Source organism: Vibrio sp. 10N.286.51.E5 (assembly GCF_041469125.1).
Taxonomy (GTDB): domain Bacteria; phylum Pseudomonadota; class Gammaproteobacteria; order Enterobacterales; family Vibrionaceae; genus Vibrio; species Vibrio crassostreae_C.
Genome location: NZ_JBFRJZ010000079.1, coordinates 27,702 through 46,857 on the forward strand (window position 1 = coordinate 27,702; position 19,156 = coordinate 46,857).

Annotated in this window: 16 protein-coding genes; 10 read left to right on the plus strand and 6 right to left on the minus strand. The window is 42.6% G+C overall.

Annotation, left to right across the window (positions count from 1 at the left end):
- Nucleotides 1-476 precede the first annotated feature (476 nt).
- Nucleotides 477-1,931 carry an FAD-dependent oxidoreductase gene (locus tag AB4161_RS21060; protein WP_017060081.1) on the plus strand — a complete coding sequence of 485 codons (1,455 nt, stop codon included), beginning with the start codon at nucleotides 477-479 and terminating at the stop codon, nucleotides 1,929-1,931.
- Between the two features lie 180 nt (nucleotides 1,932-2,111).
- Here the strand turns inward: AB4161_RS21060 and AB4161_RS21065 are convergent, their stop codons facing one another.
- The 3 genes from AB4161_RS21065 to AB4161_RS21075 form a co-directional block, all read right to left on the minus strand.
- Entirely contained in the window at nucleotides 2,112-3,062 is a 951-nt protein-coding gene (locus tag AB4161_RS21065) for a biotin-dependent carboxyltransferase family protein (RefSeq protein ID WP_372084212.1), read from the minus strand.
- A complete protein-coding gene (locus AB4161_RS21070; protein WP_017060083.1) occupies nucleotides 3,055-3,807 on the minus strand; it encodes an allophanate hydrolase subunit 1 in 753 nt (250 codons plus the stop codon). Before AB4161_RS21070 ends, AB4161_RS21065 begins: the two co-directional genes overlap by 8 nt.
- A 134-nt stretch (nucleotides 3,808-3,941) precedes the next feature.
- Nucleotides 3,942-4,685: a 5-oxoprolinase subunit PxpA gene (locus AB4161_RS21075; RefSeq protein WP_017060084.1), complete on the minus strand. Its 744-nt coding sequence runs from the start codon at nucleotides 4,683-4,685 to the stop codon at nucleotides 3,942-3,944.
- Nucleotides 4,686-4,855: 170 nt separating this feature from the next.
- Here AB4161_RS21075 and AB4161_RS21080 point away from each other — a divergent pair, with 170 nt between their 5' ends.
- From AB4161_RS21080 to galE, 4 genes are all read left to right on the plus strand, one after another.
- Nucleotides 4,856-5,071, plus strand: a complete 216-nt coding sequence (locus AB4161_RS21080) for a hypothetical protein (RefSeq protein ID WP_102394477.1) — start codon at nucleotides 4,856-4,858, stop codon at nucleotides 5,069-5,071.
- Entirely contained in the window at nucleotides 5,061-5,597 is a 537-nt protein-coding gene (locus AB4161_RS21085) for a YfiR family protein (RefSeq protein ID WP_017060086.1), read from the plus strand. The genes AB4161_RS21080 and AB4161_RS21085 overlap by 11 nt, the downstream gene beginning before the upstream one ends.
- Complete coding sequence (locus AB4161_RS21090; RefSeq protein WP_372084213.1) at nucleotides 5,597-7,573, plus strand: diguanylate cyclase domain-containing protein; 1,977 nt, start codon at nucleotides 5,597-5,599, stop codon at nucleotides 7,571-7,573. Before AB4161_RS21085 ends, AB4161_RS21090 begins: the two co-directional genes overlap by 1 nt.
- Before the next feature lie 82 nt (nucleotides 7,574-7,655).
- Nucleotides 7,656-8,669 (plus strand): UDP-glucose 4-epimerase GalE, encoded by a 1,014-nt coding sequence (gene galE, locus AB4161_RS21095; protein WP_017060088.1) that lies wholly within the window; start codon nucleotides 7,656-7,658, stop codon nucleotides 8,667-8,669.
- A gap of 340 nt (nucleotides 8,670-9,009) precedes the next feature.
- On the opposite strand, the gene AB4161_RS21100 is transcribed toward galE, so the two are convergent.
- On the minus strand, nucleotides 9,010-11,142 hold the full coding sequence (locus AB4161_RS21100; protein ID WP_017060089.1) for a TonB-dependent hemoglobin/transferrin/lactoferrin family receptor: 2,133 nt from the start codon (nucleotides 11,140-11,142) through the stop codon (nucleotides 9,010-9,012).
- Between the two features lie 222 nt (nucleotides 11,143-11,364).
- Here AB4161_RS21100 and AB4161_RS21105 point away from each other — a divergent pair, with 222 nt between their 5' ends.
- Nucleotides 11,365-12,252, plus strand: a complete 888-nt coding sequence (locus tag AB4161_RS21105; protein WP_372058331.1) for a LysR family transcriptional regulator — start codon at nucleotides 11,365-11,367, stop codon at nucleotides 12,250-12,252.
- On the opposite strand, the gene AB4161_RS21110 is transcribed toward AB4161_RS21105, so the two are convergent.
- Nucleotides 12,244-14,925 (minus strand): bifunctional acetate--CoA ligase family protein/GNAT family N-acetyltransferase, encoded by a 2,682-nt coding sequence (locus AB4161_RS21110; protein ID WP_017069918.1) that lies wholly within the window; start codon nucleotides 14,923-14,925, stop codon nucleotides 12,244-12,246. The two genes, AB4161_RS21105 and AB4161_RS21110, sit on opposite strands and share 9 nt — an antisense overlap.
- 216 nt (nucleotides 14,926-15,141) lie before the next feature.
- Here AB4161_RS21110 and AB4161_RS21115 point away from each other — a divergent pair, with 216 nt between their 5' ends.
- Both AB4161_RS21115 and AB4161_RS21120 read left to right on the plus strand, forming a co-directional pair.
- Nucleotides 15,142-15,705: an SPOR domain-containing protein gene (locus AB4161_RS21115; protein ID WP_017064585.1), complete on the plus strand. Its 564-nt coding sequence runs from the start codon at nucleotides 15,142-15,144 to the stop codon at nucleotides 15,703-15,705.
- Between the two features lie 179 nt (nucleotides 15,706-15,884).
- Entirely contained in the window at nucleotides 15,885-16,880 is a 996-nt protein-coding gene (locus AB4161_RS21120; RefSeq protein WP_017064584.1) for a D-alanine--D-alanine ligase, read from the plus strand.
- A 155-nt stretch (nucleotides 16,881-17,035) separates the two neighbouring features.
- Here AB4161_RS21120 and AB4161_RS21125 read toward each other — a convergent pair whose 3' ends face one another.
- A complete protein-coding gene (locus AB4161_RS21125) occupies nucleotides 17,036-18,004 on the minus strand; it encodes a tyrosine-type recombinase/integrase (RefSeq protein ID WP_017060094.1) in 969 nt (322 codons plus the stop codon).
- A gap of 100 nt (nucleotides 18,005-18,104) precedes the next feature.
- Between AB4161_RS21125 and AB4161_RS21130 the strand changes: the two genes are divergently transcribed.
- Together AB4161_RS21130 and yciH are read left to right on the plus strand one after the other, a co-directional pair.
- Nucleotides 18,105-18,473 (plus strand): DUF3319 domain-containing protein, encoded by a 369-nt coding sequence (locus tag AB4161_RS21130; protein ID WP_017060095.1) that lies wholly within the window; start codon nucleotides 18,105-18,107, stop codon nucleotides 18,471-18,473.
- 3 nt (nucleotides 18,474-18,476) lie between these two features.
- Nucleotides 18,477-18,788, plus strand: a complete 312-nt coding sequence (yciH, locus tag AB4161_RS21135) for a stress response translation initiation inhibitor YciH (RefSeq protein WP_372084214.1) — start codon at nucleotides 18,477-18,479, stop codon at nucleotides 18,786-18,788.
- The last annotated feature ends 368 nt before the right edge of the window (nucleotides 18,789-19,156 follow it).

The window sequence follows — 19,156 nt, forward strand, 5'->3', positions numbered from 1 at the left end:
CTTAGTCATGCACTATTTATAATACGTAGCTTTAGACCGTTTTTTATTTAACCAACCGGTAGCATAAGTAAAAAATATCGCACCTTAGATTCCACTGTTTTTAGCATTTTTTAAAACTAATTACCCAATAATGCCGATTTAATGAACAGCGGTTAGTCCCTGTAAACAAAGGGTTTGCGCAACTTAGCAAGAACGTTATCAACAGTTATCCACAAAAACGGTGGATAACTTTAGGGATAAGTTAACCGCTATGTTTTAAGAGTACTGAGGCAGCCTTTATGTGGCGTCACTTAGGACAAATTTGACTGTTAGAATAACCTTTAAAACCCTATCTGGAGTTATTGAGTCAAGAGATTATTTATGTTTTTTACATAGATATTAAATCCCGCCTATCTAAGACCTTGATAAAAATGTGTTTTAATTCATCGCAGAACAAAAGTAGAATAGAGGCAGTTAATCTTATTCTACAGAACACGATGAACCACAACAAAACGGATACAAATCAACCTTCTATTGCCATTGTTGGTGGTGGTATTGCCGGAACAACGAGCGCGATTCACTTTAGTGAGTTGGGTTTTAAGGTCACTATCTTAGAAAAAGGGCCGAGTTTGGTTAATGGTCCACCAATTTGCCACCTGCACGCTGGCGGCAATTTGTATCGAGATATTTCTGTAGAGCAGTGTCTTCAATTGCTCACACAGTCAATTGATACCGTCCGCTTATTCCCTCATACGATCAATATTCGTCCGACAATCATCGCCGTTCCGCACAGTGATGGTGGAGAGCCGTTGGATCTGCTTCCTCGTCTCAAGATAATCAAAAGCGCTTATGCCGATCTTGTTAAACAAGATAAAAGCAACCAAGTGCTCGGTGATCCGGAAGAGTATTATAAGCTGTACAGCAAAGAAGATTTATTAGCACTTTCTGCGAAAACACAGCCTCTGAAACCAACATCGCTTGATGATTGGTGTATTCCTTTCGCCAAGCATACGGATTTAGAGACCCTAAAGTATCCTGTTGCGATGGTCCAAGAGTATGGCTGGAGCGTATTCCGACTTTCTGCGACCGCTCAACTCTCTTTGGGGCAACAAGCTAACTGTACTGTGTTAACCAACAGCCGATTACAATCTGTTGAGTCGACAGGTCAAGGTTGGTCTTTGACTTATACCGATGCCGAAAACCAAAGCTGCCAACTAACGACCGATTACTTGATTAATGCGAGTGGGTTTGAAACGGGTATCGTAGATGACTTTGTTGGCTCTAAGCAGCAAAGACTTGTTGAGTTTAAAGCTGCATACGTTACAGAGTGGCCATATTCGCAAGAATGTAAGGAAGAGTGGCCAGAAGTTATCTTCCATGGCCCGAGAGGCACACCGCAAGGCATGGCGCAATTAACGCCGTATGCTGATGGTGTGTTCCAACTTCACGGCATGACAGAAGGGATTACTCTGTTTGAGGGTGGGCTTGTTTCATCGTCAACAGACTCGTCACAGCCACAGTTGCCTTCGAAGCTGCTTAAGAAAATCGTATCGGGTTGGAGTGAAGATCAGCTTGAATTAAGAACTCGCGCGGCAATAACGCATATGTCTCAGTTCATCCCAAGTTTCAGTTCTGCATTGGTCGGTGGTAAACCTTTGTTTGGTGCACAACAGATTCCGGGAACCGATCCAAGCTTAAGAGCTTCAGACGTTTCATTCTGTGGGGATCGCTATGCTCGACTTGAAGTAGTAAAAGCTTCTTCAACATTAGAAGCGGCACAAAAGGTCGCTGAGCAATGGTTTGATGTATCAGAGGCGGCATCTATTGAAGACACACACTCAGTGACAATGTCACTTAATCTAAATGATATTGAAAACAGAGCGATAGATTTGACACAAGAACGTGGATACCCAGAAGCGCTTGCCAAGGTGTCAGGTCAAGATCACGCTTAATAGCCTATAATTAGTCTATCATCATCGACTGCGTTTAATTTCTTCAATTCGGCTTACTGTAATAGGTAAGCCGAATCTTCATTTCAACATCTGCTTAGATACCGAACCTCATCTAAATGACATCTTCCTAGTTGATTATTCTCAGCTACATAGCATTTAGCACATAACACATCGCAAAAACTAATAGCCGAAAAACTGAGCCCATTGGCACCAAACATCTTGTAAGCCCAAGCGATCGCCCTTGCTGAACGATATCGCATGTCCAGGTTTTGCTTGCGCCAAGCGTGGTAAATCGATTCTGGCGACACATCCTATCTTCGGATAACCACCTATGGTCTGTCTATCATTAAGCAGCACGATAGGCTGTCCATCTTGTGGAATTTGAATCGCACCTAGGGCAATGCCTTCTGACAATAGCGAAATGTCAGGCGAGTCTACGGGCTCGCCACTGAGTCGATAACCCATCCGATTAGAGTTTTGGTCAACGTGATACTGCGCGTTATACAAAATCTCTCTTGCTGACTCGGAGAATAGCTCGCTTTGATAGCCTTCAATCACTCGTAGGTTCACGGGTAGATTGTAATCAGGCGTGTATCGGAAGGTAACACTCAACGCTTTAAATGGATGAGAGAGTTGGTGTTGGGTAAAAGCGATTTGTTGCCCTTGCTGGCATGGCTCGCCATCTTGCGTTAATCCACCAATCTTTTCACGAGTGACTGTAGAGCAGCTATCAAGAGTTGATGGAACATCGAAACCGCCCTTAATGGCTAAATACGCCCTTAGACCATTTTTAGGCAAACCAAATGAGAGAACTTGCCCCTTAAAAGCTTGAAAAGTGCTCCAGTTAGCCTGTGGTTTACCATCGAGTTTCGCTTGTAAATCACCCCCGCATAGTGCCATCTCGCAATCAACATCGATTCTCAACGCACATTGCCCAAGCGTGATTTCCAACGCCGCTTGGTTGACTGGGTTGCCCAATAGATGGTTAGCCCAGCTATAAGAGTAGTCATCAACCGGTCCACCTTGCGTTAATCCAAGATGAGCAACACCAAATCGCCCAAAGTCTTGAATCAAACTCAACGGGCCGGGCTTAATCACTGTCAGTGTTGGTTTAGTTTTTGTCTTAGCCATTTACGATGCCTCCACCCAACTCTACAAATTCTTTTTTTGAAATCGCTATGAAACGGACGGTATCACCAACATTAAGCAGAGACAGTGGTCTTTGCGTGATATCGGCGTTCTTCAACTGGCTATGATCGAACAACGGAAGTGGGCAATTGCCAATAATATTCCAACCGCCCGGTGAATCCGAAGGGTACACAGCTGTTTTCGTATCCGCGATGGCGATACTGCCTTTGGGCACAATTAAGCGGGGTGTGGAGTGACGGGGCAAGGCAAGCTCATTAACCACATCCGACATAAAGGCAAAGCCAGGCGTAAACCCAATCGCACTGACGCTGTATGTCTGTGAGGTGTGATGTTGAATTATCTGGTCGAGCGACAGGCCTTTGTTTTGATATCGGTCTAAATCGAGCGCCGTTTCTGGTGAGTAATAGGCAGGAAGCTCAATCGTATCGCGAGTTTTACTAACACTAGAAAAGGACGACAGAGCATGACTCAACAAATTATTGAGCTGTTCAATGAGCTGCTGTTCTGATATTCGATAAGGGAGGTAATCGACCAATATTGTTTGGTAAGCCGGTGTCACATTCATCAACACCGATGCTAAGTTTTGGCGAATGGCATCGGAAAAGTGAGCTATGTATTGCGCATATTCGGCGCTAGATTGATTATTTGAAGGCGATAGCGTCAAGGTCACCAAAACGCTGCATTCCGCGACTGGCGCTATATTGAATTCAATCTGATTCGTCGTCATTTCGTTTCCATACGTTTGTTATCTTGCCTTTTTTAGCTTACTTGGCGTGTCTCACTTCCGTGTCCAAGCCAATACAAATCAATTAGATCTCACGAGCGATTAGACCATGCGTCATACCAATCACACGCTTCATACTAATTAAAAGCGTTGAGGTCTTGTCTGATTTTTCTAATTAATGCGATGGATTGAGGGTTATCACCATGAACACAGATAGTATCAGCTTCAATAGGCAGTCTTTCGCCCTCTAAAGTCGTAACCGAGCCATAGTTAATGATTTGCATAACTTGGTTATAGATATCGTCTTGATTGACGTAAACCGAGCCTTTTTGAGTACGTGGCGCTAATTGTCCGTTATTTAAATAAGCACGGTCGGCAAACGCTTCAAACAAGAGAGGCAAGTCATGGTCGTCAGCAATATCCAAATACTGTTGATTGTCTGATGAAGAGAGAATCATCAACGGGATGTTAAACTCAGCGACGGCTTGGGCTACCGCATTGAACACATCAATGTTTGCCATCATATCGTTATAAAGAGCGCCATGAGGTTTCACATAGCCAACAGTGGTATGGTGATAGCGGCAAAGGGCTTGTAATGCACCGACTTGATAACAAACCAGCTCACTGATTTCGTCCATGGTGTGTGGAATAGAACGGCGACCAAAACCAACGAGATCTTGATAACCGGGATGAGCACCAATTTGGGTGTGATAGTGCTGCGCCAGTTTTATCGTCTTGGACATAACGTGCGGATCAGACGCGTGGAAGCCACAAGCGATGTTTGCCATATCGACCCATTCCATGACCGACTCGTCATCGCCCATCTTCCAATTGCCGAAACTTTCTCCCATGTCGCAATTAAGCAAAATCTTCGTTGTCACGTGGTGCTAATCCTTTACGTTGAGGTAAGTAATGACGGTCTTATAAATACCATAAATAAACAGTGACCTAACTCAAACTTTCGACACCGTAGATTTACCAGTATGGCATTTCATATATAGTTGAACTATTGATTAAAGGATTAATATCTATCTGTATATTAGGTGAGCACATGATATCCCGCCAGGTTTGCTTAGGACTAGCATTAACGATACCTGTTTTTGTCTCTGCTCAAGAAAACTCTCTAGACCAGCTCATGTCGATGAGCCTTGAAGAGTTGTCTATGTTAGATGTCGAAATGGAAACGGCTTCGAAAGTGACACAAAAACTTACCGAGATTTGTGTCAACCAAGAGTCTGTATATGTGAGGATCTCTCATGAATTCTAAATGGCTTAAGCACCGCATTAAGCTCGGCTTATCTAAACTAGGCTTAGCGGCTTTAACGATGCTTATTGTGCCGTTGAACACCTCAGCTGCTAGCTTCAAACCTTATGAAGTGAAAGCGGTGTACCTTTTTAGAATTGCGAATTTTATACGTTGGAATGATGAAAGCTCAATGAACGCTGTGAACTTTTGTGTGATTGGCGATGAAAAGGTAAGCCAAGTGCTAACGTCAATTACCGAGGGGAAATCTATTCGTTCGCTCGCTATCCGAGTTCAACAGTCGATTACTTCTAAGTGTGATATTACGTATTTGTCTGACCGTAAAAATGACCAATTTCTTAGTCAAGAGCACTCGCCACATACTGTGACAATCAGTGATATCCCTAACTTTACGGACTTAGGTGGAATCATTGAACTCACGCACATCGATAATAAGCTCAAACCTAAGATCAATCTAGAGAACGCAAGGCGCGGTGACTACGTCATTGGCTCGAACCTGTTACGAATCGCTATAGTGGAGGGCCAATAATGTTGTCTTTCATTAATAACATATCGATTAAAAACAAGCTGATATTACCCATCATCATCTTTATCGCAGTCACTTTTGTAACGATCCAATCGGTAAATTACACTGTCACGTTTGAGAGAGAGAAAGAGAGTCTTATTCAGCGTGTTAAAGTGCTAGCACAAGGTGTTGCTTATAACTTGCAAGCCGCGATTTTATTTGAAGACAAGTCATCGGCTCAGGAAATATTGTCAGCTTTCGTCGCAGATAAAGATATTGTTAGAGTGAAGCTCTATGACATCAACGAACAGCTTTTTGCCAGCTATCAGGTGAGCAACACTCTGGTTCCAAGGCCAAACGCAGAAGAATTAGACGATATCGCGGATCATCAATTTGCCATCTCTGAGCATTTCATCTTCTTGCTCGTTCCTGTGACGCTGGATGACGCTGTTATCGCGAACTTGAGAGTGACAATATCAAAAGAGACGTTTAATTCAATCTTAACGAATATTTTCAAGGTTGCGGTCGTCTACCTGTTGTTTCTGGTGATGTTAGGCGGAGTAGTGGTCAAATTGGTGCAACGCTTGATTATCGAACCGATGTTTGACCTCAATGAGGCGATGCAAGCCTTTGTTGAGCGTCGTTCGAAGCAGCCTAAATTAGTCGTAACGAACCGCGATGAAATCGGCGATCTGGTTCGAGCTTTCAATACCATGTTAGAAAGGCTTCAACATCGCGATAACCAAATCAATTTTACGTTAGACAAGTTACAAGAAGAAAAATCATTCGCAAATGAGGTCATTGAAACCGTTCAGCACTCTTTGTTGGTGGTGGATGAAAAAGGGCTCATTCTTCATGCGAACGCAGCTACTCGGGATATTTTTAAATGCTCGGAAGCCTTTCTTGAGAATTTGTTGATCCAAGAGTTGATCGCGACCAAGCAAACGGGTTACTTACAAGATGTTATTGATGCCAATATTGAACTTAATGACGAATTGCTGGAAACCACCGATCTCTTTCAATCAAAACGCTGGCTCCGTGTGAGCAGTCGTTCTTTGACAAAACATGGTCGTATTCTTTATGCAATCCAAGATGTCACCGACATAGAAACGGCCATGAGTCGCCAACGTATTGCTGCGGGTGTTTTCGAAAACAGTAAAGACGGCTTGATCGTGCTCAACTCATCCAATGTGATAACCATGGTTAACCCGGCGATCACACAACTTCTCGGTTATCACTCTGATCTGCTGGTGGGCAAAACACCATTTGAAGTATTTTCGTGGCAGCAATTTTCATCATTGATGCCGACAATTCGCAGTTCGTTAGACAACTATGGTCAATGGCAAGGCGAAGTGTGGGAGAAAAGCGCGTCCGGCACGTTAGTTCCAATGTTTGTCAAAGTGAATCGAATTGCCTCAGACAACGAGAAAGACGAGTTTGATATGGTATTAACGCTGTCTGATTTATCCAACGTTAAAGAGATGGAAAGACTCGAACACTTGGCTCATCACGATGCATTAACCGGGTTAGCGAATAGAGCGCAGCTGTATAAGGTTATGGATGATGTTGTCACGTCGAGCCACTATTCAAATCAGCATTTTGCGGTTATTTACTTGGATTTGGATGGCTTCAAAGAAGTGAATGACAACTATGGTCACGATGCGGGTGACGAAATCCTTAAAGAAGTGTCAAACCGGTTATTATCTCAGGTAAGAGCGGGGGATTTGGTTGCACGTTTGTCGGGTGATGAATTTGTTCTTATTATTAAACAGACAAACAAAGTCTTATTAGCGAAGTTAGCCGAGCGATTGTTGGATCTGATCGGGCAAGAAGTGAATTATAAACAGCGTTCACTTCATGTTGGGGCGAGCTTAGGTATCAATTTAGTTGATGGCTCAGAGCGTGATATTGACGTGATTCTAAAGGTTGCTGATGAGGCTATGTACCAAGCGAAACGCAAAGGAAAAGGTCAGTTTGTGTTCGCTCGTGAGGGTAAATAGGCACCGGTGTTTGTGAGCTCACCCTAAGTTGTTGTATCATAAGTGATAGGTTGAATATTTTTAATTAAAAGGTCTGCTAAGCATGAATGTTTTAGTTACAGGTGGCATGGGTTACATTGGTAGCCATACAAGTATCCAGATGATCAACGCAGGTATGACACCTGTACTTTTTGATAGCTTGTACAACAGTAAACCAAGCGTTCTAGAGCGCATCGAAAAAGTCTCGGGCGTTCGTCCCAACTTCATTGAAGGTGACGTTCGTGATAAAGCGCTTTTGACTGAAACTATGAAGCAACACAACATCGAAGCGGTTATCCATTTTGCTGGTCTGAAAGCCGTCGGAGAGTCTGTGGAAAAGCCTCTTGAATACTACGACAACAACGTAAACGGCACTTTAGTTCTTGTTGATGCAATGCGTGATGCGGGTGTAAAAACCTTGGTATTTAGCTCTTCAGCAACGGTATACGGTGATCCTGCAAGTGTGCCAATTACTGAAGACTTCCCAACAAGCGCTACCAACCCATATGGTCGTAGTAAACTAATGGTTGAAGAGTGTTTAACCGATTTCCAAAAAGCCAATCCTGATTGGAGCATTACACTGCTGCGTTACTTTAACCCTGTAGGTTCACATCCAAGTGGTGAGCTAGGTGAAGACCCGCAAGGTATCCCAAATAACCTAATGCCATTTGTCTCTCAAGTAGCAGTGGGCCGCCGTGAATTCCTATCTGTATTTGGTAGCGATTATCCAACAAAAGACGGGACTGGCGTTCGCGATTACATCCACGTAATGGATCTGTCTGATGGCCACATCGCAGCGCTTGAGAAAGTAGGGTGCAAAGACGGTCTTCATATCTACAACCTTGGTACGGGTAACGGTTCAAGTGTGTTAGACATGGTTAAAGCATTCGAACAAGCAAGCGGTAAAGAGATCCCTTACAAGCTAGTTGAACGCCGTCCTGGTGACATCGCAGAGTGTTGGGCAGATCCAGCTAAAGCTCAGAAAGAACTGGGCTGGAATGCAAGCCGCACATTGGCTGAAATGACCGAAGATACATGGCGCTGGCAGTCAACAAACCCGAATGGATTCCCTGGTTAACCTAGTGGTTTCGTGAATGATTCAAAAATTAAAAGATGCTTTCGGGCATCTTTTTTGATCTTAATCGAATAAAAAGTAAATTAGTGGTTAAAAAGTATCATTCTGTATCCGCTGTGTTATTATGCTCGCGAATTATATGTTTAATGTTAATTTTCTTTGGAGTTAATCATGGAACTAGGCCTAATCATCACTTTCATCGTTGCTGCTGCAGTAATGGTTAAAAAAGAGATGGCAGAGAAGTAATTTCACTTATTACCTTTTTTATACAATTTTTTAGTGAAATAATAAAAGCCAGCATTTAGCTGGCTTTTTAGTATCTGCAATTCAGTTTTTTAACGAATTAGAATTCGTATTTAGCTGTAATTGACCAGTTACGACCTGCTTGCGTGTAATCTTTATCTTCTTGTGAGAATCCACGAACGTCATTCCACGAGTAGTACTCTTCATCCGTAACGTTGAAGAGACCTGCTCTAAGCGTAAGATCCTTCATCGGCAAGTAGTATGCTGTTAGGTCAACTACAGTTGCTGAATCAATTGGTAGAATTTCATCATTCAAACCATCGCTGTTGATATCACTAGACTTCTTACCTGCTGTGTAGCTTATGTTAAGTGATGTACCCCATAGTGCTGAAGGAGCATCATAGTTAAAACCAACGACAGCGTTCCAAGGGTTTACACTGTTAAGAGGATTACCTTCGCCATCTTCACCTTCAGTATACGTTGCAGAAACACGAGTACTAACACCTTTCACTGGCATGAAGCTATTCCAAGACTGTGTATTTGACGCTTCGATACCTTTAATTACGGCTTCATCAATGTTTACATTCTGATATATTGTTGGATCGGCCGGAGTGGCTGAGCCACTAACTGCTACGTTATCAATAAAGTTATCATAATCGCTGTAGAAGATAGCGATTTCGCTTGATGAATAATTTGTGTTATGACGCCAACCTAACTCGTATGAAATACTTTCTTCAGCTTCTAAGTCAGGGTTAGGGGCATTCAAATAACCGTGAGCAGGATTACCAAATGAGTAGTAAAGCTCTTGGAAATCAGGAGCTCTAAAGCCTTGGCTGATTTGACCGAAGATCTTATTTTCATCATTAAGCGTGTAAGTTGTACCCAAACGTCCGGTAACAGCTGAGTCTGAATATTTTGCATAAGACTCTTCTGGGTTACCACTTGGGTTTTGACTTGTATCACCTGGATCAGTTTCAAAACCATCAAAACGAACACCCGGAGTAATCATCCAATTTCCGATCGTCATTTCATTTTGAGCAAAGAATCCATATTTTCTTTCAGATGCGGCAGGGATGTAGAAAATAACTTGGTCTGCGCTGATGGAGTTATATTCGTTATTAACGTTTTTAATGTCTTTGTCCGAATATGAAGCGCCATAGATAAAGTAGTTTTCTACATTACCCGTCATGAAGAACTTATCGAATTGCACATCAAATTGATAACCTTCATCCTCGTAGATATAGTCTTTTTTCTGAACATTACCTGCCGGAGGTAGGAACATACCGCCATTAGAAGTACGATTAGTTACGCCATTCTCTTCTTTGCTCAGCCAGTCAGCTTGCCAAGTAATAGTATCTGCAAACGCTAGGTCAGCATCCCAAATATGTTTGATACCGATTTGCTGTTGGCTAGTTGTGTCTTCGCCAGTGTAGTCGGTGTAACTTGCACTATTTAAATCGGTATCACCAGAATTCTCAATGAAGTTACCAGAAAACTCTAAACGGTGTTGTTCGTTTAATTGGTACTGAAGTTTAACCAACAAGTTGTTGTTCTGAGTATCTTGCTCATCAGGTGTACCAAAGTTATCAGTTTGCTCACCGTCTCTGCGAGTATAAGCAACTAACGTTTCTAGGTCGCCAATACGATTTGCTAAAGCAACCGATTCGCTAAAGGTATTATCAGATGAAGAGTAGTTGAACTTCGCGTGGCCACCGAAGTCTTTGTCTTTTAAAAAGTCACTCGGGTCTTTTGTTTCGAACGCAGCAATACCACCAATCGCGTCAGAACCATACAGAGAAGAAGCCGCACCTTTAACAATCTCGACAGACTTCAACATATCCGTATCGACATCAATGCGTGAAGAGTTAATGAAGTTATATGACTGAGTACCACTTGGAGTAAATTGGCTAGTTTGTGATACTCCATCAACGATAACCTTTACTCGGTTACCTTCCATACCACGAATGTTAATACCTTGAATCCCTTGGCGAGAATTCGTAGTCACCGTGACACCTGGTGTGTACTTAAATAAGTCTTCTACATCCGTAACCATGTTTTTTTCGATATCTTTATCGTTAATCACAGTTACCGACGCAGCAACATCTTCAAGTTGTTGATTAGTACGAGTCGAAGATACAACAACCTCGTCAAATAGGGCATAATCTTCAGCAAAGGCTGATGTTGATGAAAGCGCTAAAACGATTGAAGCAGAGAGCAGGGATTGCTTATACATCTGATAGTTACCTTAGTTCCATAGTATTATCTTGATTTGCGAAGATGATATTGGATCTAAATGATAATTACTATTATTTGCATTTAATTAATTTTCAACTTTATCAACTAATTCATAATTAATGCTCTTAATCACTTGTATTAAAAAGACTTATTCAGTTCCATTCATTTTGTGAATGCTTCTGTTTTTGTGATGTAAATCTCAATTTATAGTAGGAAAGCTATGCATAGCCCAATAACACTTGAAGCATTAAACATACTAGATGCTATCGATCGTCGTGGAAGTTTCGCCGCAGCAGCGAATGAAATGGACCGAGCGCCATCATCATTGAGTTACCAAATTCAGAAGTTGGAGCAAGATCTAGACATCATGATTTTTGATCGGTCTGGGCATCGTGCAAATTTCACGGAAGCGGGGCAGTTAATACTAGAACAAGGCAGGATAATTCTTGGTGCGACTGAACAACTCGTTAACGATGCGAGTATTCTTGCTAATGGTTGGGAGCTAGATCTAACTATCGCCTTTGATGGCATTATTCCGATTAGTAATTTTTTCTCACTGGTTGATGAACTAGGTAAAATCAGTAAAACACGCGTTCGTTTACAAGAAGAAATCTTAGCTGGATGTTGGGAATCTCTGGCCGATGGCCGAGCTGACTTACTTGTGTGCCCAAAGCTTGATACGATTCCAAACGACATTAAAAGTGACGTAATAGGTAAAATAGAAATGGTTTGGGTGGCAGCATCAAACCATTATGTTCACAAGCGTTCTGGTGAATTCGATCAGAAGGCGAGAGAAAGTTACAGGGTTATTGCCATTGCAGACACCGCACGCGATCAGCCAGCACTAAGCATCAATATTCTAGAGAAACAGCCTCGTTTAACCGTGACAAGCTTTCCTGCGAAAGTAGAGGCTTTGACATCAGGACTAGGGATTGGCACCTTACCGAATAGTGTCGCTAAACCTTTGATTGAATCTGGCGTACTACAGCAGATCTCCGGTACAGAACCACAACCGATCGATATTGTTATGGCTTGGCGACGCAACAAAATGGGCGACGCCAAGTCTTGGTGTATCCAACATCTTAAAAAGACATGGGCGTTAAAGTAACGGTAACACCATATCTGCAGTACCATCTTCAAAACTGATATCTAGCTTAAAACCGAGCTTTTGAGCTAGTGTCAGCATCCCTCTATTGGTTGGCATCGTCATACCCGACATCTGCTTGGTCTGCTTCGCACGGCAGTAATCGATAACCTTGGTCATAAGAATGCGACCTAGACCAACACCTTTAAGGTCAGAACGAATCAATATTGCGAATTCGGCGTCTGTGTTCTCAGGGTTAATCAGCGCACGGGACACGCCGATGATCGCTGGAACGCCTTGTTCCTCGCGAACGACCACAAAGGCGATTTCTCTATCGAAATCAATCTGAGTGAAATTCGCCAACGCCTCATGATTGAATTCACCGACATCACTAAAGAAACGCTTATAGAGATCTTCCTTAGACACACGGTTAATGAAGTCAGCATGAAGCGGTTCATCTTCGGGAAGAATAGGGCGTAACAACACTTCGGTTCCATCTTTTAGCTGGATACGTTCTTCAAGCTCGACCGGATAAGGGCGAATCGCAAGACGTTCCTGTGGATCGCCTTCGTACGCTTTCAAGATGATATCGGCATCTAATATCGTGAACTTGTCACCATTGGCCAGTACTGGATGGATATCCAAATCATGTATTTCAGGGCAATCCACTACCATTTGCGATATACGTACCAATAACTCAGACAAACCTTCTATATCGATGGGGTTAGGGAGTTTTTGTAGACGAATCTTGCCGCTTTTTATCGCTCGAATAATCAAGTAACGCGCCAGTGTCATGTTGAGCGGTGGAAAAGCAGCTGCGGCATCAATCGACTCATCCCACTCCGAACCACCTTGTCCAAGTAATATGATTGGGCCGAAGGTTTCGTCTGTTGTAACCTTAATACGCAACTCTTGGCCGCCCGCGAGCTTAGCCATACCTTGAATTAACAAGCCGTGGATGTTTGCTGTAGGGAAGGATAATTGAGAACGATCGAGAATTGCCTGAGCCGCATTGGCAACTTCACTGCTGTTTCGCAAATTGAGCATCACGCCTTGTACGTCTGACTTATGTGCAATATCCGGCGAACGTAATTTTACTGCGACGGGATAACCGATCGTTTCAGCGATGTGTACCGCTTCACTTGGGTCAGAAGCGATCCAAGTTGGTAACACATCGAGGTTGAAGCTCTTGAAAAACTGACTGTTTTGGTGAGTATCAAGGCTAACTGTATCTTTATCCAGTAGTTTTCTTTCTATCCAACCTTTCGCATCTGCTAGATCTTCAATGTGTACTTTTTCTGCAGTGGTCGGCGTTTCCATTAACTGACGTTGGTTACGTCTGTACTCGACTAAGTGCATGAATGCGACCACAGAGCTTTCAGGGGTCCGATAAGTTGGGAAACCCGCTTCGGTAAACAGCTTTCGTGCGGGCCTTGCTGTTAGCTCACCAGACCAATTCGTCAGGATGTTAAAGCGCTTGTGGCGAGGGTGCTTCTTAATCGCTTCAATAATTCGTTCTGCCGTTTTAGCGGAATGTGCGACCGCTGAAGGGCTATGCATGATAAGAATCGCGTCTGCTTCATCGCCATCGAGTAAGATGTTTATAGTGTCGATATAACGTTGATCACCAGCGTCGCCGACAATATCGATAGGATTGCTATGAGACCAACTCGATGGCAAAACCTTGTTCAACTTATCAAGTGTCTCTTCTGAAAACTCTGCGAGCTTGCCACCGCGGTCAAATAGCGTATCCACGGCCATAATCGCAGGGCCGCCACCGTTGGTAACAATAGCCAAACGCTCACCACGCAATGGTACTGAATGAGTCAGTGTCTCTACCGCAGCAAACAATTCATGTAAGTTCTTAACTCGCAACATGCCACTACGGCGAATCGCGGAATCGTAGATAATATCTAAAGTATCGGCACCACCGGTGTGTGCCATTGCCGCCGCTCGGCCTTTCGCTGTTCGTCCGCCTTTTAGCACTAGAATTCGTCTGTTGCGCGATGCCGCACGCGCTGCAGAAATAAAGCGCCTCGCATCAGTAATGCTGTCTACATAAAGTAATATCGCTTCGGTGTGAGAATCGGTACTCAGATAATCCAATAACTCCGAGAATTCGATGTCACTGCCATTACCTATAGAGATAAACGCCGAAAAACCGATCTCTTTGTCATTAGCCCAATCGAGAATCGTGGTACACACAGCTGCAGACTGAGAAACAAAGGCGATCTTACCGGGTAATGCTGTCACAGGAGAGAATGAGGCGTTTAAATTTAACCAAGGGACAATTACTCCCAAACTATTGGAACCTAACACTCGAATGTTGTGTTTTTTGGCAATCGCTAGGCATCGTTCATCATACGTCTCACCATTATCGCTTTCTTGCTGCATGTCTGAAGAAAGCACAATGACAGAGGCTATACCTTTCTCAGCCAGTTCTTCAAAAATAGCGACATTACGGGTCGCATTGGTACACAAGATTGCGAGGTCAGGAACAATCGGTAACGACAAAATGTTCTTGTAAGAAAGCACACCGGCCACTGAATCATATTTCGGCGTAACCGGCATCACCGCACCTTTAAAATCCCCATGCAACAAATTGTTCATAACAATATATCCTGCGCGTGTTTCTCGTTGAGAAGCACCAACAACAGCGATTGAACGGGGTTTAAGTAGGGGATCAAGATGATTCATAGACATATCCTAGCAATGCACGTAAGTTCATCGTAACTTACTTTGCACTCACAGGTTGATGGCAAATTCACCGAATTCAGATGAATAAGCAAACACTGCATAAAGTTTGTGAAATAGGTCACCCACTAATGGTGTATAATCCCAAAGTTAACTTGATTCTAAACCGACGTATCGGCATGATTTATAGTAATTATTATTAAGGATATAGAGCTTTCCATGAAAAAATTTGCAATTGTGACTTTGCCACTGCTCTTGGCTGCGTGTGTATCTGACGACTACGTTACCAATGTCACTTCAGATAGTTATCAAGAAGAGTACAAGACGGCCAAAGTTGAAGCTCCAGTTGTATCTCAATCTGAGCAAACAGGCGTTGTTGAAGAAAACGTTGTCAACGTGATCAGAACTGAACCTGTTGAACAGAAAGTCACTCAAACGACTAAAGCTAAGCCAGTTGCAGTAGTGACAGGACCAACGAAGAAACAACAAGACATGAACCAGCGTTTTGGTTACACAGTTCAAGTTGTTGCTGTTGGCAGCCAAAGTAAAGTCGATTCTTTCGTGAAAATGCTACCTACGACTTCTCAGCCAGTTTGGGAAAACTACAAAATGGTTAACGGCACTAAGTGGTTCACGGTACTTTATGGTGACTACGCAACACGCTTAGAAGCTAAAAAGGCAATCTCAACACTGCCGAACACTTTCCAAAACTTGAAGCCGTTCGTTAAAAGCATTGATGACATCAAGAACTCTGAATACCCAACGCTTAACAAGTTGAACTAAGTTTTGATTCATAAAGAAGGGGCAAATGCTCCTTCTTTTGTTTTAAGACTCGCTGTTTTGTTTAATAGTTAATCGCTCGATCTTTCGAACGCAATTTTAACAATCAAAACACTGTACCTATCTCGACTTTTGTTTATCATTGAAGTCAGTACTCCTAGTTTCAAGGACCGAATTTACCCATGAACACCACAAACATCCTTCTACTTTGCGGCGGTGGATCTTCAGAGCATGAAGTATCTTTAGTTTCAGCCAATTACCTTTTTGAACAACTGAATAGCGTTGCAGATTTTAACGTTGTAAGAGTTGAAATTAAGAACGAAGGCTGGTGTCTTGATTCAGGTGAATTGGTTTATCTTGATATTAACGACCAAACCTTACGCGGTGACAATTTAGCATCTAAAGTCGATTTCATTGTGCCTTGCATACACGGTTTCCCAGGTGAAACAGGTGACATTCAATCACTGTTTGAAATGGCTAAAATTCCATACCTAGGTTGTGGTCCAGAAGCAAGCAACAACAGCTTTAACAAAATCACGTCAAAGCTTTGGTACGACGCACTTGGTATTCCAAACACGCCGTACCTGTTCTTATCAGACAACAATGATCAAGCTCACTCACAAGCAACTCAAGCATTTGAAAAGTGGGGTAAAGTGTTTGTGAAAGCGGCTCGTCAAGGTTCTTCTGTAGGTTGTTACCAAGTTAACCAAGTAGAAGATTTAAGCGAGGCTATCAACAAGGCGTTCACTTTCTCGGACCAAGTATTGGTTGAGAAATCAGTGGTGCCTAGAGAGCTAGAAATTGCTGCTTATGAAATCGATGGCGAGCTACACATCAGCAAGCCGGGTGAGGTGATTGCACCGAATGGCGCATTTTACTCTTACGAAGAGAAGTACAGTGCAGACAGCCACTCGATCACTGAAGTTGAAGCAAGTAATTTAACTGACGAACAGCGTGAATTGATTGCAGACAGCGCACGAAAAGTCTTCACCCAGATGAAGCTTCGTCACTTGTCTCGTATCGACTTCTTTTTAACGCAAGACAACGAGATCTACCTGAACGAAGTCAACACCTTCCCAGGTATGACGCCAATCTCCATGTTCCCTAAAATGGTTGAGCATGACGGCCACAAATTCAGCCAGTTCTTAGAAAACTGCGTGAGAACAAGCCTTTCTTAGGTTTCTAACTCGTTTTCGTTCACTTAGAGCTGAACCCAAAAGTGCCTTAAGCTTTCGCCAAGGCGCTTTTTGTTTTTAACGCTAGCCGTTTTTACAAATATCGTTTTAACCATAACTTATATCAAAATAGTAATATCCAAGTAATCTGCGACCCGTCATTGCCAAGGTATTAACGCCTTAAACTTCATCTTCTCACTATCAGCCGTTCCCGTGAAACCGACATATTGAGCTGGCATTGCCGGGCTAAGCCAACGACCAAAGTCCTGAATCTCTCTCACCTTAAGACCTTGTTTCGACAACTCTTGTGCAGCACCAACACGAATCGAATTTCCAGAGAAATGGTGATTTTCTGGCAGTTGAAGTAAGTCGCTAGCTCTTCTCAATATCCTATAGATGGACGAATCATCTAAAGGCTGCAAACCAATATTCTCATGCTTGTCTATCGCACGAAATACTGGCAAGTCATCTTGTATACCAGTAAACGAAAGCCAACGTTGAAGTGCAACACTGGCTATTTGTGACAACTGATAAGCCGAATCTTTGACTGTTACTTGGTAATGATCTTCAACGTACTCAACATCACTCATCGATAACAACTTAAGCTCTGAGCGCTTTAAAGCACACTCGAACATCACGTTATAAATAGCAATGTCTCTGATCTCTTTCAGGTTTGCTTTCTCATGGGAGAGTAACGTATTCAAATCAGTGAGATGCACAGATGTCATAGCATTGGTTTGTTTAGCGTCACCGGCCATTTGAGATTGTAAGTGGAGTAGGGTAAAGCGAACTTGCCTGTGCTTGATCGGGTTAGCAAAGCTCAACACAGTATGTAACATGCTAAGCGTTGCAGTGTAACGTTTTAGCGATGCGTATTTTCTATCGTTAGACTCCGTTTCAAGAAAACGACGAACAGCGGTTATAGATGCGGGAAGTGTGTTAATACGATGTTTGGTACAGAACGCATGATAGCGATTCCAATCACTGTAAATGCCCAACAGTGAATTGCGAGAGTATTGAAATCCTGTCAACTCATCTATAATTTCTATTGTCGCGTTGCTGTTTAATTTTTCAACAAATGAATTAATTATCACAGAGTCAGTTAAAATAGGGACTTTTTTTCTCAAATTACCATACCTCGACAGGTGTTTTTACCATATTATGCTTGATATCATTATTAGTATACTTATGATTAATGCAGTGAAAACAGAAAGATGATTAATAGATATGGCTAATTCAATTTACCGAAGCGTCCATCTTCAATCGATAGATGCTAACAACACAGTTTGGCGTGCTAAGTTAAAAAACAACGTTATTCAGGGCAACCTAGCTGCCGTGAAAAAGAGTATTGATTGGTGGATTGATACCGCATCTATTATTGATCCAAAAGAATTCATGTCATTAAATAAGTCGAGAGGAACTGGTGGCTCGACTGAAAACTTCAACGGCTACCAAATCAAGAATGACACCGGTGAGCCTAATGCGTGGTATTGCATGTTTAACGGTCGCTTAATCAAAGGCGGCAAGGTTGCAATCCAACGCCATATAGAAGCTTACTTACTCGCAAAACAAAAAGCAGAGCAACAAAAGAAGTAAATTATGAGCCTAGTATATTCAACAGAAACAGGTCGCATTAAGCCTGAAGAAGAGAAATTCCAACGTCCTAAAGGCGATGGTATCGTTCGAATCCAAAAAGAAACCAAAGGCCGTAAAGGCAAAGGCGTTTCTGTCGTAACTGGCTTAGACCTAGATGACGCACCATTAAAACTAATGGCAGCAGAACTCAAGAAAGTTTGCGGCTGCGGTGGCTCAGTAAAAGATGGCAACATCGAAATTCAAGGTGACGCGCGCGACAAGATCAAAGCGCACCTTGAAAAGAAAGGCTACAAAGTTAAATTTGCTGGCGGTTAAGCTCTAACTAATGCCAGGGGTAAAATCGAAGATTATTATCACTGGTTATTAGGTATTTTATGGTAAATAGCCAATATGGTTAAATACACAGTATAAATCAGAGAATATCGACACCAAATAAAGGCAGGGCATCACACAAAGATACCTGCCTTATAAACGCCAAAACCAATTTAACATAACGTAAATAATACGCAGTTAATAATGCGTGTAGTTAATTCTAAAGGTAGTATTCTCATCTTTTGTCCGTCTGGTTTAACTTATATGCCACTTCTCTGTTTGCACTAACGGTTCGCTGCGCTGTGTGCAATTCTTGTAAGCATTGCTGTTGTTTCTATTCCAGATTTCACACACGCGACCAATGTTTCTTA

Bases quoted from the DNA above. Each gene is read 5' to 3' on its own strand.
- AB4161_RS21105 (WP_372058331.1), top strand. From the start codon at position 11,365: ATGCATAGCCCAATAACACTTGAAGCATTAAACATACTAGATGCTATC.
- AB4161_RS21060 (WP_017060081.1), top strand. From the start codon at position 477: ATGAACCACAACAAAACGGATACAAATCAACCTTCTATTGCCATTGTT.
- yciH (WP_372084214.1), top strand. From the start codon at position 18,477: ATGAGCCTAGTATATTCAACAGAAACAGGTCGCATTAAGCCTGAAGAA.
- AB4161_RS21080 (WP_102394477.1), top strand. From the start codon at position 4,856: ATGATATCCCGCCAGGTTTGCTTAGGACTAGCATTAACGATACCTGTT.
- AB4161_RS21070 (WP_017060083.1), bottom strand. From the start codon at position 3,807: ATGACGACGAATCAGATTGAATTCAATATAGCGCCAGTCGCGGAATGC.
- AB4161_RS21085 (WP_017060086.1), top strand. From the start codon at position 5,061: ATGAATTCTAAATGGCTTAAGCACCGCATTAAGCTCGGCTTATCTAAA.
- AB4161_RS21115 (WP_017064585.1), top strand. From the start codon at position 15,142: ATGAAAAAATTTGCAATTGTGACTTTGCCACTGCTCTTGGCTGCGTGT.
- AB4161_RS21065 (WP_372084212.1), bottom strand. From the start codon at position 3,062: ATGGCTAAGACAAAAACTAAACCAACACTGACAGTGATTAAGCCCGGC.
- AB4161_RS21120 (WP_017064584.1), top strand. From the start codon at position 15,885: ATGAACACCACAAACATCCTTCTACTTTGCGGCGGTGGATCTTCAGAG.
- AB4161_RS21110 (WP_017069918.1), bottom strand. From the start codon at position 14,925: ATGAATCATCTTGATCCCCTACTTAAACCCCGTTCAATCGCTGTTGTT.
- AB4161_RS21130 (WP_017060095.1), top strand. From the start codon at position 18,105: ATGGCTAATTCAATTTACCGAAGCGTCCATCTTCAATCGATAGATGCT.
- galE (WP_017060088.1), top strand. From the start codon at position 7,656: ATGAATGTTTTAGTTACAGGTGGCATGGGTTACATTGGTAGCCATACA.
- AB4161_RS21100 (WP_017060089.1), bottom strand. From the start codon at position 11,142: ATGTATAAGCAATCCCTGCTCTCTGCTTCAATCGTTTTAGCGCTTTCA.
- AB4161_RS21090 (WP_372084213.1), top strand. From the start codon at position 5,597: ATGTTGTCTTTCATTAATAACATATCGATTAAAAACAAGCTGATATTA.